The organism is Ensifer sp. 38_S197 (assembly GCF_056924495.1).
The window spans coordinates 3,010,174-3,022,819 of sequence record NZ_JBXOVZ010000002.1 but is presented as its reverse complement, the minus strand read 5'-3'; the positions used below and the strand labels follow the sequence as shown (position 1 = coordinate 3,022,819).

At 61.5% G+C, this 12,646-nt stretch carries 8 protein-coding genes and 1 pseudogene; 6 read left to right on the top strand and 3 right to left on the bottom strand.

Features of this window, described 5'->3' with window-relative positions:
- Positions 1-199 precede the first annotated feature (199 nt).
- A pseudogene (locus AC1Z3V_RS27650) lies at positions 200-1,179 on the top strand (DUF4372 domain-containing protein).
- 147 nt (positions 1,180-1,326) lie between these two features.
- Here AC1Z3V_RS27650 and AC1Z3V_RS27645 read toward each other — a convergent pair.
- Positions 1,327-1,539, bottom strand: coding sequence for a cold-shock protein (locus tag AC1Z3V_RS27645; RefSeq protein WP_173516754.1), 213 nt, complete (start codon positions 1,537-1,539; stop codon positions 1,327-1,329).
- 810 nt (positions 1,540-2,349) lie between these two features.
- On the opposite strand from AC1Z3V_RS27645, the gene AC1Z3V_RS27640 reads away from it, so the two are divergent.
- The gene (locus tag AC1Z3V_RS27640) at positions 2,350-2,991 is read left to right on the top strand and encodes a DnaJ domain-containing protein (protein WP_483502894.1); all 642 of its coding nucleotides are present in this window, start codon (positions 2,350-2,352) and stop codon (positions 2,989-2,991) included.
- 75 nt (positions 2,992-3,066) lie between these two features.
- Here AC1Z3V_RS27640 and tyrS read toward each other — a convergent pair whose 3' ends face one another.
- Positions 3,067-4,329, bottom strand: coding sequence for a tyrosine--tRNA ligase (tyrS, locus tag AC1Z3V_RS27635; protein ID WP_483502893.1), 1,263 nt, complete (start codon positions 4,327-4,329; stop codon positions 3,067-3,069).
- A gap of 627 nt (positions 4,330-4,956) precedes the next feature.
- On the opposite strand from tyrS, the gene AC1Z3V_RS27630 reads away from it, so the two are divergent.
- Together AC1Z3V_RS27630 and AC1Z3V_RS27625 are read left to right on the top strand one after the other, a co-directional pair.
- Complete coding sequence (locus AC1Z3V_RS27630) at positions 4,957-6,060, top strand: hypothetical protein (RefSeq protein ID WP_483502892.1); 1,104 nt, start codon at positions 4,957-4,959, stop codon at positions 6,058-6,060.
- A gap of 437 nt (positions 6,061-6,497) precedes the next feature.
- On the top strand, positions 6,498-7,163 hold the full coding sequence (locus tag AC1Z3V_RS27625) for a uracil-DNA glycosylase (protein WP_483502891.1): 666 nt from the start codon (positions 6,498-6,500) through the stop codon (positions 7,161-7,163).
- Positions 7,164-7,171: 8 nt separating this feature from the next.
- Here the strand turns inward: AC1Z3V_RS27625 and uvrB are convergent, their stop codons facing one another.
- A complete protein-coding gene (uvrB, locus tag AC1Z3V_RS27620) occupies positions 7,172-10,243 on the bottom strand; it encodes an excinuclease ABC subunit UvrB (protein ID WP_483502890.1) in 3,072 nt (1,023 codons plus the stop codon).
- Positions 10,244-10,562: 319 nt separating this feature from the next.
- On the opposite strand from uvrB, the gene AC1Z3V_RS27615 reads away from it, so the two are divergent.
- The gene (locus tag AC1Z3V_RS27615; RefSeq protein ID WP_483502889.1) at positions 10,563-11,513 is read left to right on the top strand and encodes a FecR family protein; all 951 of its coding nucleotides are present in this window, start codon (positions 10,563-10,565) and stop codon (positions 11,511-11,513) included.
- Between the two features lie 184 nt (positions 11,514-11,697).
- On the top strand, positions 11,698-12,447 hold the full coding sequence (locus tag AC1Z3V_RS27610) for a FecR family protein (RefSeq protein ID WP_483502888.1): 750 nt from the start codon (positions 11,698-11,700) through the stop codon (positions 12,445-12,447).
- Positions 12,448-12,646: the final 199 nt, after the last annotated feature.

The window sequence follows — 12,646 nt, the reverse complement described above, 5'->3', positions numbered from 1 at the left end:
ATCAAGCTGCGCGGTTGAGGCACAGACATTGCCGCGTAGAAGGATCGGCGCGCCTGGCTCTGGATGCCCGGGTCGAGCCCGATGCTCGGGTCAAGCCCACTGCTGTCCGGTTTAAATTTGTGGACAAGGCACATGACATTGATTCTACTTGGTTTCAGACGTTTCGCGGCGTTCTGGACACAAGCAGGGGATCAATGTCATGCGGCATGAGAATAGCGTTTTTCATCAGCTTCAACAGCATGTTCCGTGGGCGGTGTTCGACCGGCTTGTGGATGAGCACAAGGCGGACCACCGGGTGCGCCGGCTAACGACGAAGAGCCAGTTCTTGGCGCTCCTGTTTGGTCAGTTTTCGGGCGCAACAAGCTTGCGCGAGATCGAAGCCGGGCTTCTGAGTCATGAGGCGCGGCTTTATCACGTCGGTGGGCGCGGCGTAGCGCGTGCCACCCTCGCTGATGCCAATGCCCGGCGTCCGGCAGCCCTGTTTGCCGACCTGTTTTCCCACATGGCTGCCACCACCAGCCGAAGGACCCGCCGTCATATCAGCGACACCGTGCGCCTGCTCGATGCCACACGCGTCCAGGTCTCCTCGTTATACGGCGGCTGGGCCGACGTGATCGGCGGCAAAAGAGCCATCAAGTTGCACGTCTGCTATGACCCGCTAGACGACGTGCCCCTCGACATGACGCCGAACAGCCCGCCGACCAAGCCGAGGGCATCCTGTCCGACAGGATCGGGCTTTTGCCGCAGCGCCTGGCCAGGTCGCGGAGCAACCCTTTCAAGGACCCGGTGCGCGAGATCGCTGTGCGCATCGATACCGGTAAGGTCATTCGGCTCGTTACCAACGATCTCGACGCACCGGCCAGCGAAATCGCCGCACTTTACAAGCAGCGTTGGCAAATCGAGCTCTTCTTCAAGTGGATCAAGCAAAACCTGAAGATCCGTCACTTTCTCGGAACCTCAGAGAATGCCGTGCGTATCCAGATCTTCATCGCTCTCATCGCCTATCTGCTCCTGCGCAGGGCGCAGGCCTGCCAGAACGACATCACCCAACCCCTCGCCTTCGCAAGGCTTGTTCGTCTCAACATCATGCATCGCAGATCCATCAACACGCTGCGAAAGCCCAGACCGGCAGTGCAACCTGATCTACGCCAAATCTCTTTGCCGCTGTCACTCAGTTAAACCGGACAGCAGTGGGTCTTGCCCGAGCATGACGGAGGTGGGCAACTGCCTCCCCCTATCTCACGGAGGATCTGCAGCCCCCCAAACGAAAACGGCGCCCCTTGCGGAGCGCCGTTTCCAAATGAATGTCCGACTGGACGATCCGGCTTAGGCAGCCTGGATGTTGACGGCCTTCGGGCCCTTGCCCATGCGGTCCGGCTCGGTGTCGAAGGTGACCTGCTGGCCATCCTTGAGGGTTGCGAGACCAGCGGCCTGAACGGCGGAGATGTGTACGAACACGTCCTTCGCGCCGCCTTCCGGCGTGATGAAGCCGAAGCCCTTGTCCTGGTTGAAGAATTTTACGGTGCCCTTGGTGGCCATGGAAGAAGTCCTTTTCCTTCAGTCAAATTGCGTTGCCCGCGCCCCCCTGGGGGATGTGGGCATGTCGTCTTCCGCTTGCAAGCGGAAAGGCGTCGAGTGGTCACGATATCGGGGAAAAGACGTCTACGGTGCCGATGCCGGCGGTCCCGGCATGGAGCCAGGCGCAGGTGAAAGTCCAGTCTCCGGGATAGAAATCGCCCGAACGGCGCAAGAATTGACAGGATTTGCAGAAAAAGGCAAGCGCCTTGTATGCCGCGCGAAGGCGCGGAGCGTCTGTCTTTGCAAGGCTTTGGCCCGTTTTCGCCGCTTCGTTCACCGCCAGGCAGAAAAATCGGGGACGGTCCGTTTCTCGACACAATTTCGTCCCGAGCTCGACCGAACGTGCGCGCCGCCGAAGGGCCGCTTGTGGATCTCGGCGGAGGATGTCGTGGCGCCTGGCGTCGTGCGGGAGGCTTGGCTCTCGGGGTGGGGCTTGCGCATCCCCCGGGATAAGGCTTGCGCATATCCGGGATAACGCGCAGGCTTTACCGAAGGTTGGTTTCGTCTTCGCTCACGATGGCGTAGCCAAGGGGCCGGGGCGACGCGCCGTTTCGGGTGGCCGATGACGGCGCATGCGGAATCGGACGAAGGGCGGCTGCCCTGGACGATTGTCGTCTGCAAGGGGTGGTTGATCGTCACAAGGCGGGGCAAAGTTTGCCGACGCCGGACGAACGGCCGAAATGGCCGGACGACTTGTCGCCTTGGCCGGACGACGATGTCGCCTTGGCAGGACGATGGCCGGCCAGACTGAGGCGAGATATCGCCAGGAGAATGCGCCGGCCGGCTCTGCCGGGCGGCGGGAGTGACATACGGAGAGGGAAAGCGTTGATCGACCCTTACGAATTGCTTGGACTGGAACGCGACGCCGACAATCAGGCGATCCGCAGCGCCTATCGCAAGGCGGCGAAGTCGGCGCATCCGGATTCCGGCGGCGATCCCGAACAGTTTGCGCGGCTGCAGGTGGCCTATGAACTGCTGAAGGATCCGGTCCGCCGCAAGGTCTATGACGACACCGGCTACGATCCGCAGCTCGCCGACCCGCGCGATCTCAAGGGCCTGATGATGCTGGAGACGCTCGTCAACGAGTTCATCCTCGACGAGCGCGAGCCGGGCACTTTCGATCCGGTCGCCGCCATGCGGCGCAAGCTCTCCGACGATATCGTCAAGAGCCGCTTCCATATCCTCGAGCTCGAGCGCCACCGCGCCCGCGTGCGCAAGCACTTGGACCGCCTCGGCCGCCGGCCGGAAACCGACGTGCTCGGCTCGATGCTGCGCGCCCGTTCGCGGTCGATCGCCGAGGCGATCAAGAACACCGATGAGCAGATCAAGACGATCGAGCAGGCCTACGAGATGCTGGAAGGCTACAGCTACGAGCTGGAGGCGCTGGAGGTGAAGGCGCACGCGGCGGAGTAGCGTGGCATCGATTCAAGACAATCTGACGTCGCCCAACACCTGTGCCGGGAACCACCAGTTCCCGGCCAATATGTTTCAGGTCACGACTGCATGGCGTTTGCGGCCAAAGGAGAGCCGTAGGGGAAGGGTGTTGGCCTTTATGATCGCCTCAATATCTTCCACGACTTCGCCGTCGATGCGAATGCCGCGACCGGATATCGCCCGCCGCGCCTCGCTCTTCGAGGACGCCATTCCGGCCCGGACGAGCAACTCCACCAGGCCGACTCCATTCGCGCGTTCTTCGTCGCTGAGCCTGACAGTTGGAAGCCCCTCGGCGGCTTCTCCCGCGCCAAAAGCCTGCCGTGCCGTCGCCTGCGCCCGCCGTGCTGCGCCGGCACCATGCACCAGAGCCGTCACCTCGTTGGCGAGGCGTTCCTTCACCGCGTTCAGCGCCGCGCCCTCGGCATGTCCGAGGCTTTCGATCTCGTCGAGCGGAAGATCGGTGAAGAGTTTCAGGAAGCGCACCACATCGGCATCCTCGGCGTTGCGCCAGAACTGCCAGTAGTCGTAGGGCGACAGCCGATCCGCATTCACCCAGACGGCGCCGGCCGCGGTCTTGCCCATCTTGACGCCCGAGGCGGTGGTGAGCAGCGGCGTGGTCATGCCGAAGACCGCTGCGCCCTCGATGCGCCGCACCAGGTCGACGCCACCCACGATGTTGCCCCACTGGTCGCCGCCGCCGAGCTGCAGCCGGCAGCCGGTGCGGCGAAACAGTTCGAGGTAATCGACCGCCTGCAGGATCATGTAGTTGAACTCGAGGAAGCTCAGGTTCTCCTGCTGCTCCAGCCGCGTCCTGACGCTGTCGAAGGAAAGCATGCGGTTGACGGAGAAGTGCTTGCCGACGTCGCGCAACATGTCGATCCAGGCCATCCGGTCCAGCCAGTCGGCATTGTTGACCATCAGCGCATCGGTCGGCCCGTCGCCAAACGTCAGCAGCCGCTCGAACACCTTCCTGATACCGGCGACATTGGCTGATATCTCCTCCTCCAACAGCATTGGCCGCGCTGCCGCGCGAAAACTCGGATCGCCGATGCGCGTGGTGCCGCCGCCGATCAGCACGATCGGCTTGTGGCCCGCCTGCTGCAGCCGACGAAGCGCCATGATCGGCAACAAATGACCGACATGCAGACTGTCCGCCGTCGCATCGAAACCGGCATAAACAGGGACGATGCCGGTCGCGAAGGCGCGGTCGACACCCTCAAGGTCGGTCACCTGGTTGACATAGCCGCGCTCGACCAGCGTCCGGGTGATCGCCGAACGCGGCTGGAAAGGGTCGGTGGGACTGTCGGAATGTGTCATTGGAGCTCTCCATGGCATGGCCGCCAGGGAGCACTGAACAAAACAAAGCCGCCTGACGGCGGCTTGTTTCAAGGCATGATCGAAACGCGCCGCTCCCTATGGAGACGTCGCATAATAGATGGCAGCGATGAGCGCGGTCTTGATCATGAGGGTGGTTGTAGCGGGGAATGGGGGAGGCGGCAAGGGGGCGGGGCGGGTTCGCCTAGACTGGCAGCTTCAGTCGCCTGAAGTCGATGGTTGAACGAGAAGCTCAGCAACTAGGCCAACTACCGTCGGGCCATCTCTCTATAACAGCAAGACTTATCGGAAGCCCTTCCTAAAACCGCCCTTCGTTGATCGAAGCGCTGCAAATGCGTTCATGGGGATAGGGATCTGGGAGAGGGTGATACAGCACAGGTTCGCAAACGATCGGTTGCCATTTCGCCATGTCCGCTGAAGCATCTACCGGCTCACAGCGGCTCGTCCTGAGGTTGTTTTTCTTGCTGTGGATCACTTAAGCTTATTGTACCGTTTTGATTGGTGATTCGTTGAAAAGTTTGGCAACGGATTAGGAACAGCACGGCATTTCACGGGCGTTACTTCAGGCGCCAAACTGCCGCCTAGAAAGTACCGAATTTGGAGCGCGTCATGTCAGCCGATGATGAGCAGTTCGTAGAAAGTAACGACGAAGCAACTCAGGCCTCCAAAAAGACGGCGCGTTTGGAAGCTCGGCCGTTTCCACGCAAGGCACTGGCCGACGCTTTGAAGGTAGTTCATGCGATAAAAGACAATAACGCAGGCAAGCCCTATCCCCCTCAGCAAATAGCTGACGCTATCGGCAGGAAGCCCAGATCCTCAGAATTTGGCGTGATCTTGTCCGCAGCGCAGACTTATGGGTTGACCGAGGGCAACACCCGCGGCGCTACGGTTTCTCTTACGGATCTTGGACGAAAGATCGCGTATCCTAAGAATCCGGAAGATGAACAGGATGGTAACTTTCAGGCGTTTAATAAGGTTGATGTTTTTAGAAATGTATTTCAGCACTACGAAAACAATAAGGTTCCAGAAACAAAATTCTTTAAGAACACCCTTGTAGCAGAATTCAAGATAAATGAGAGCTATGTAGACGAATTCATCGAGATATTTGAAGGTAATTTGCGCTTTCTTGGCATAAATATGCGCGAAAACCTATCGTACAAGCATGTTTCCTCGTCTGAAAAGCGTTCTGCTGAAGCAGTGTCCGATCGCGACAATGTCAACATCGTACGGTCCGGCCGACATAGAGCTTTTGTAATTATGCCCTTTGTTGAACGAAACCCGGCTCGGTCGGAGGGTTTCTTCCGGGAAGTATACCGCTCCCTCATCGAGCCCGCAGCGAAGGCGGCCGGATTTGATGTTGATTGGGCGAACAAAACCGGATCGGATATAATACAGTCGACGATCATTAACGAGGTTCTCGATGCCGACCTCCTCATTGCCGACCTTAGCGATCACAATCCGAACGTTCTCTTTGAACTAGGTCTACGTCTCGCGAATAACAAAGGGCCAACGGCGTTGATCAAAACTCAAGATACTGGACGATTGTTCGATGTTGATAATCTCGTCCGTGTGTATGAATATAAACAGACGCTTTGGAAATCTTCCCTTGAAATTGATATTCCAAATCTCGAGGAGCATATTAGGGCGACTTGGGATAATCGTGACAAGAACGAAACGTACCTGAATATCCTGAGGAAGCGTTCCGAGGTCTAAAGCACAAATCAGATCTAGAAGGCCGACGGACAGGTCGTCCAGGGTGTTTTTGCGGAACATTGGGCGCTCGGTGCCGGTGCCCGCGCGCATGCCGTCGAAGGAGGGGTTCTGGAAGTGCCTCTCGGACGATCTCCCCCCTTATAGGGGAGATGCCCCGATAGGGGGGCATCTTGGCGGCGACAGAAGGGGTACCCCCTCTGTCCTGCCGGACATCTCCTTCACAAGGGGGAGATTGCGCTGGGCTCGCCCTTGCCGGGCAGCTTGCACTCGGACATCATTGCTGGCTGCCAAATGAAAACCGCTGCTGCATGTTTCCTTTAAGCCGATTAGAGGACAAAAACATGCAGCAGTTCAAAAATGCCACGGCGACCTTTGCACGTCTGATAAGACGCGCGATGCTGTAGGCTTTGCGGGAGAGCCGTCAGGTTGGGCTCGGTATGAACGCCATCGAGCGATTTGTTAAGCGGGTTTCAAATGTAAGGTTTGAGAATTGCTTCAATCCTTATGCGGATACTTGTCCCGTTCATGACCAGCAATCGGCGCCCGGCATACGGAGGAACAATCTTACGCAGGTCCTGCTCGCCCTCGCTGCGGCGCCTTCAGTGGACGTTTGGGTCGGTCGGGACTTGGGTTACAAAGGTGGTCGCCGCACGGGCGTTGCCTTAACCGACGAATATTGCCTCGATACCTACGCTTCCCATCTGAAGCTGAAATCACTCCGCCGTGCCACCAAAGGGCCCGCCGTGAGGGAACGAACGGCGTCGAACATCTTTCGCATATTGGCTAGAGCCGATGTGCCGATCATGACCTGGAATGTCTTTCCGTTGCATCCCCATTCCGGCGAGGATCCGCTTAGCAACCGTCATCACACGAGAGAAGAAGCTGAGCTTGGATTTACGTTCCTGCAGGAACTCTGCGTCTTGCTTGACCCGCGACAGATCGTGGCCATTGGCGACGACGCAGCCAAATGGACTGGCAAAATATCATCCGAGACCATCCACGTTCGGCATCCAAGTTATGGTGGCCAGGCGGAGTTTTTAGAACAGATGCGTTTGCTCTACCCGATGGCGGGAACGAAGGGACGGCAGGCGCAGCGGCGTTAGGGCGACGATCACCGCCCCGGCCGCCCCGTCTTCCCCTTCGTCCGTCCCTTCTGCCGCTTTTCCTCCGCCGGGTCCTCGTAGGAGCCGATGCCTGGCTTCGCCCGGGTGAGGATCGGTTTTTCCGGCACGTGGCCGGTGACCGGCTTTTCGGTGCGGCCGACGGTCATTTCGTCCAGGGTATTTTTCCTGAACAGCGACTGGTCCGACTTGCGGCCGGGCGGGGTGGCGACGTCGCGGCCCATTTCGTCGAGGTCGGGCTTGCGGAACAGCGGGCGCTCGGTGTCGGTGCCCGGGCCCATGTCGTCAAGCGAGGGTTTCTGGAAGAGGGATTTTTCGTCGGTGGGCTTGGATCCTGGGGTCGAGTCCGAGGATGACGGAGAGGACGGGGACGCTGATGAGGAGGTACCCCTCCGGCTCTCCTGCGACTTTGCCGAGTCCTTGCCTTTCCCTGTCGTGCCTTCGGCGCTTCGCGCCTCTTCCCGCGCCAGCGGGTCGTCCATCGCTGCCAGTTCGGCGGCCTTGAGGCGCTTGATCTCGTCGCGCAGGCGCGCGGCCTTTTCGAAGTCGAGGTCGGCGGCGGCGTCGCGCATCTGTTTTTCCAGCGCGTTGAGATGGGCCTGCAGGTTGTTGCCGACGAGGTGGCCGCCGTCGGCGAAACCCTTGCCGGTGACGCCGGAGATGTCGGCGCGCACGTGGTCCTTCTCGTAGACCGAGTCGAGGATGTCGGAGATCTTCGCCTTCACCGATTCCGGCGTGATGCCGTTGGCCTCGTTATAGGCCATCTGCTTCTCGCGGCGGCGGCCGGTTTCCTCCATCGCCCGCTGCATCGAGCCGGTGATGGTGTCGGCATAGAGGATGACCTTGCCGTCGACGTTACGGGCGGCGCGGCCGATGGTCTGGATCAGCGAGGTCTCGGAGCGCAGGAACCCTTCCTTGTCGGCGTCAAGGATGGCGACGAAGCCGCATTCGGGAATGTCGAGGCCTTCGCGCAGGAGGTTGATGCCGACGAGCACGTCGAAGGCACCAAGGCGCAGGTCGCGGATGATCTCGATGCGCTCCAGCGTGTCGATGTCGGAGTGCATGTAGCGCACGCGAATGCCCTGTTCGTGCAGGTATTCGGTGAGGTCTTCGGCCATGCGCTTGGTGAGCACGGTGACGAGGGTGCGGTAGCCGGCAGCCGCCGTCTCGCGGATCTCGCCGAGCACGTCGTCGACCTGGGTCTTGGCCGAGCGCACTTCCACCGGCGGATCGATGAGGCCGGTCGGGCGGATGACCTGTTCGGCGAAGACGCCGCCGGCCTGTTCCATCTCCCAGGCGCCGGGGGTCGCCGAAACGGCGATCGTGTCCGGGCGCATGGCGTCCCATTCCTCGAAACGCAGCGGGCGGTTGTCCATGCAGGAAGGCAGGCGGAAGCCGTATTCGGCCAGCGTCGCCTTGCGGCGGAAGTCGCCGCGATACATGCCGCCAATCTGCGGAATGGTGACGTGGCTTTCGTCGATGAAGATCAGCGCGTTGTCGGGGATATATTCGAACAGCGTCGGCGGCGGCTCGCCGGGGCGGCGGCCGGTGAGATAGCGCGAATAGTTCTCGATGCCCTGGCAGGAGCCGGTCGCTTCCAGCATCTCGACATCGTAGCGGGTGCGCTGCTCCAGCCGCTGCGCCTCCAACAGGCGGCCGGCCTTTTCCAGCTCGGCGAGGCGATGCGCCAGCTCTTCCTTGATCGCCTTGATGGCGCCGTTCAGCGTCGGGCGTGGCGTCACATAGTGCGAGTTGGCGTATATCTTCACCGATTTCAGGTCGCCGGTCTTCTGGCCGGTCAGCGGGTCGAACTCGGTGATCGCGTCGATCTCGTCGCCGAACATGGAGATGCGCCAGGCGGCATCCTCCAGGTGGGCCGGGAAGATCTCGATCGTATCGCCGCGGACGCGGAAGGAACCGCGCTGGAAATCCATGTCGCGGCGCTTGTACTGCTGCGCCACCAGGTCGGCGAGCAGTTGCCGCTGGTCGAGCCGGTCGCCGACATTCATCTGGAAGGTCATGGCGGTATAGGTCTCCACCGAGCCGATACCGTAGATGCAGGAGACCGAGGCGACGATCACCACGTCGTCGCGTTCGAGCAGCGACCGCGTCGCCGAGTGGCGCATGCGGTCGATCTGCTCGTTGATCGAGGATTCCTTCTCGATGTAGGTGTCCGAGCGCGGCACATAGGCTTCCGGCTGGTAATAGTCGTAGTAGGAGACGAAATACTCGACCGCGTTGTCCGGGAAGAAGTTCTTGAACTCGGAATAGAGCTGCGCGGCCAGCGTCTTGTTCGGCGCGAGGATCACCGCCGGGCGCTGCGTCGCCTCGATCACCTTGGCCATGGTGAAGGTCTTGCCCGAGCCGGTGACGCCGAGCAGCACCTGGTTGCGCTCGCCGGAGGAGAGGCCCTCGACCAGATCGGCGATCGCCGTCGGCTGGTCGCCCGAGGGCTGGTAGTCGGTCACCATCGTCAGCGGCACGCCACCTTCGGATTTTTCCGGCCGGGCCGGGCGGTGCGGCGTCCAGAGCTTGCCGTCCTTGAACAGCGGATTGCCGCTCTCGATCAGCGCCGCCAGCGCTTCCACCGTGGCGGTGACGCCGGAGGTGGAGGTCAGCTTGTCGGCGTCCTCCAGCGACACGTCGAGGCCGGCGACCGGATTGAGGCCGGCGGCGGCGCGCGTCTTCGGATCGGTCGAGCCGCCCATCGAGGTGCCGCGCGAGGTTCTTCCGCTCGCGCTGCCGGCGCTCTGCGCCTTCGCTCCGCGGGGGCCTCGCGTCAGCTCGGACGCCCGTTCGGGCTTGCGGCCTTCGGCCGACTTGTCGTCGCCCCGGGCCGCCTTGGAGGCGGCGATCTCCACCGTCTTGCGGTGCTTGCCGGCCTTGGAGGCGATCTCGCGCTGGCTTTCGAAGGTGGAGGCCTCCGCCTCGGCCTCGAGCTGCTTCACCCAATCGGAGACGTTGCCGCCGAGCGGCGTGCCTGAGAGCGGCGCCTGCGGCGCTTCTTCGAAACCGGACGGAGTGGAGGGCTTCGGCGGGGCATTCTTCGGAGATTTGATCATGCGGGGGAATATGGAGAGAGTCCGGGCGAAAGGAAAGGGGCGAGGGAGTACAAAACGGCAACATTCGCGCCTCTTCGGTCGCCAGATGGCAGGCGAGACGGCGGAGGCGGAGCGTCGAGTTCGCGGCAAGGTCGATGCCGAATTCGCGGCGGCCATCGATCGAACCGGCGCCGGCACGGAGTCGCCCATGGCTTGTACCCGTTCAACCGCGCGGCGCCGGCTTAACTCTTACGGTTGTGACGTGCCGTTGCGTTACCCCGATTGGGCGACAAGACATAAATCCCGGTCACGTGATAACAATAACACTTTGGAGGGTGCCATGTTCTGCCTGCGTGGTGCCGCACTCATCGCGTTTTACGTCGCGACATGCAGTCCAACCATCGCCGCCGAACCCGTCGGCCAGGCGGTGCAGATCCGGACGGCGGTCAGCGGCGCGCGTGGTCCGATCGCGGTCAAGGACCCGGTCTACAAGGACGACCGGATTTCGACGTCGAAATCCGGTCTCGGCCAATTCGTCTTCCAGGATGGCACCAAGCTTGCGGTCGGCTGGGGCTCGTCCGTGGTCATCGACAAGTTCGTCTATGACGATGCCAAGTCGGTGAAGAAGCTGACGATCATGGCCGCCAAGGGCACCTTCCGCTGGATCAGCGGCAAATCCGGGCATTCGGCCTATGAAATCGTCACGCCGGCCGGGACGATCGGCGTGCGTGGCACCGCCTTCGATTTTTATGTCGGCCGCGACGGCACCACCGCCGTCGTGCTTTTGAGCGGTGCAGCGAATTTCTGTGGCCCCGGCGGCTGTCGGCAATTGACGCAGCGCTGCGACTGCGTCGTCGCCAAGCCGGGCGGCGGCATCAGCGATCCGAAAAGAGTCAGTCGCAATACTTTGAAATCACTGGGCAATGCGCAAGCTCTGCCTTTCCTCTCCGGTGGGCAACGACTGTCCGGAGCGCTGGGCTGGGCGGGGGGCGGCTGCAGCCTGGCGGCGGCGATCGAAGAGGATCTCGAACGCCAGCCGCTGACTGTGAAGCCCCCCGCTGTCGAGCAAGAAAAGCCGCGCGAGGAAAAACCGAAGCCCGAGGAGAAGCCGCACGAACCGGAGGAAAAACCTCAGAAGCCCGTGCAGGAAGAAGGCTACCGCAATCGCCACTGGGAGATGAAACATCCGGATATCCGCGGCGAGGACGCCAACCACAAGGATGTGCTCGAACATGCCAACGGCCACCAGAACAACGGGCGTCAGAAGGAGCGCAGTCATCACAATGACTGACGAAGCCTGCAGGCCGCCTGGCGCCTGGTCCTTTGCACGCCGCTGCATGCCTCCAATTGCCGCGACCGGGCTAACGGCGATGACCGCCTAACTCTTACGGTTGTGACGGGACGCTCCGTTATCCGATTGGGCGACAAGACATAAATCCCGGTCACATGATAACAATGGCGCTTTGGAGGGTGCCATGTTCTGCCTGCGTGGTGCCGCACTCATCGCGTTTTACGTCGCGACATGCAGTCCAACCATCGCCGCCGAACCCGTCGGCCAGGCGGTGCAGATCCGGACGGCAGTCAGCGGCGCGCGTGGTCCGATCGCGGTCAAGGACCCGGTCTACAAAGACGAGCGGATTTCGACGTCGAAATCCGGTCTCGGCCAATTCGTCTTCCAGGATGGCACCAAGCTTGCGGTCGGCTGGGGCTCGTCCGTGGTCATCGACAAGTTCGTCTATGATGACGCCAAGTCGGTGAAGAAGCTGACGATCATGGCCGCCAAGGGCACCTTCCGCTGGATCAGCGGCAAATCCGGGCATTCGGCCTATGAAATCGTCACGCCGGCCGGGACGATCGGCGTGCGCGGCACCGCCTTCGATTTCTATGTCGGCCGCGACGGCACCACCGCCGTCGTGCTTTTGAGCGGTGCTGCCAATTTCTGCGGCCCCGGCGGCTGCCGGCAATTGACGCAGCGCTGCGACTGCGTCGTCGCCAAGCCCGGCGGCGGCATCAGCGATCCGAAAAGAGTCAGCCGCAATACCTTGAAATCACTGGGCAACGCGCAAGCCCTGCCTTTCCTCTCCGGTGGGCAACGACTGTCCGGAGCGCTGGGCTGGGCGGGGGGCGGCTGCAGCCTGGCGGCGGCGATCCAAGAGGATCTCGAACGCCAGCCGCTGACTGTGAAGCCCCCGCCGTCGAGCAGGAAAAGCCGCGTAAACCGCTGATACCCGGGAAGCAGCGCCAGGAACAAAGGCAGCGGCAGGAACAGAACGGACAGGGTCAACGGCAGCGGCAGGAGCAGCGCCAGGAACAGGAACAAGGACAGGGCAGCCAGCGGCAGTCCCAATCGCAGCGGCAGGAGCAGGAGCAAGGACAGGGCCAAGGTACGCAGCGCCAGGAGCAGGAACAGCGGCAGGAACAGTC

Excerpts from the sequence above, each read along its gene's own strand:
- AC1Z3V_RS27615 (WP_483502889.1), top strand. The coding sequence starts at position 10,563 with ATGTTCTGCCTGCGTGGTGCCGCACTCATCGCGTTTTACGTCGCGACA.
- tyrS (WP_483502893.1), bottom strand. The coding sequence starts at position 4,329 with ATGACACATTCCGACAGTCCCACCGACCCTTTCCAGCCGCGTTCGGCG.
- uvrB (WP_483502890.1), bottom strand. The coding sequence starts at position 10,243 with ATGATCAAATCTCCGAAGAATGCCCCGCCGAAGCCCTCCACTCCGTCC.
- AC1Z3V_RS27625 (WP_483502891.1), top strand. The coding sequence starts at position 6,498 with ATGAACGCCATCGAGCGATTTGTTAAGCGGGTTTCAAATGTAAGGTTT.
- AC1Z3V_RS27640 (WP_483502894.1), top strand. The coding sequence starts at position 2,350 with ATGCGCCGGCCGGCTCTGCCGGGCGGCGGGAGTGACATACGGAGAGGG.
- AC1Z3V_RS27630 (WP_483502892.1), top strand. The coding sequence starts at position 4,957 with ATGTCAGCCGATGATGAGCAGTTCGTAGAAAGTAACGACGAAGCAACT.
- AC1Z3V_RS27610 (WP_483502888.1), top strand. The coding sequence starts at position 11,698 with ATGTTCTGCCTGCGTGGTGCCGCACTCATCGCGTTTTACGTCGCGACA.
- AC1Z3V_RS27645 (WP_173516754.1), bottom strand. The coding sequence starts at position 1,539 with ATGGCCACCAAGGGCACCGTAAAATTCTTCAACCAGGACAAGGGCTTC.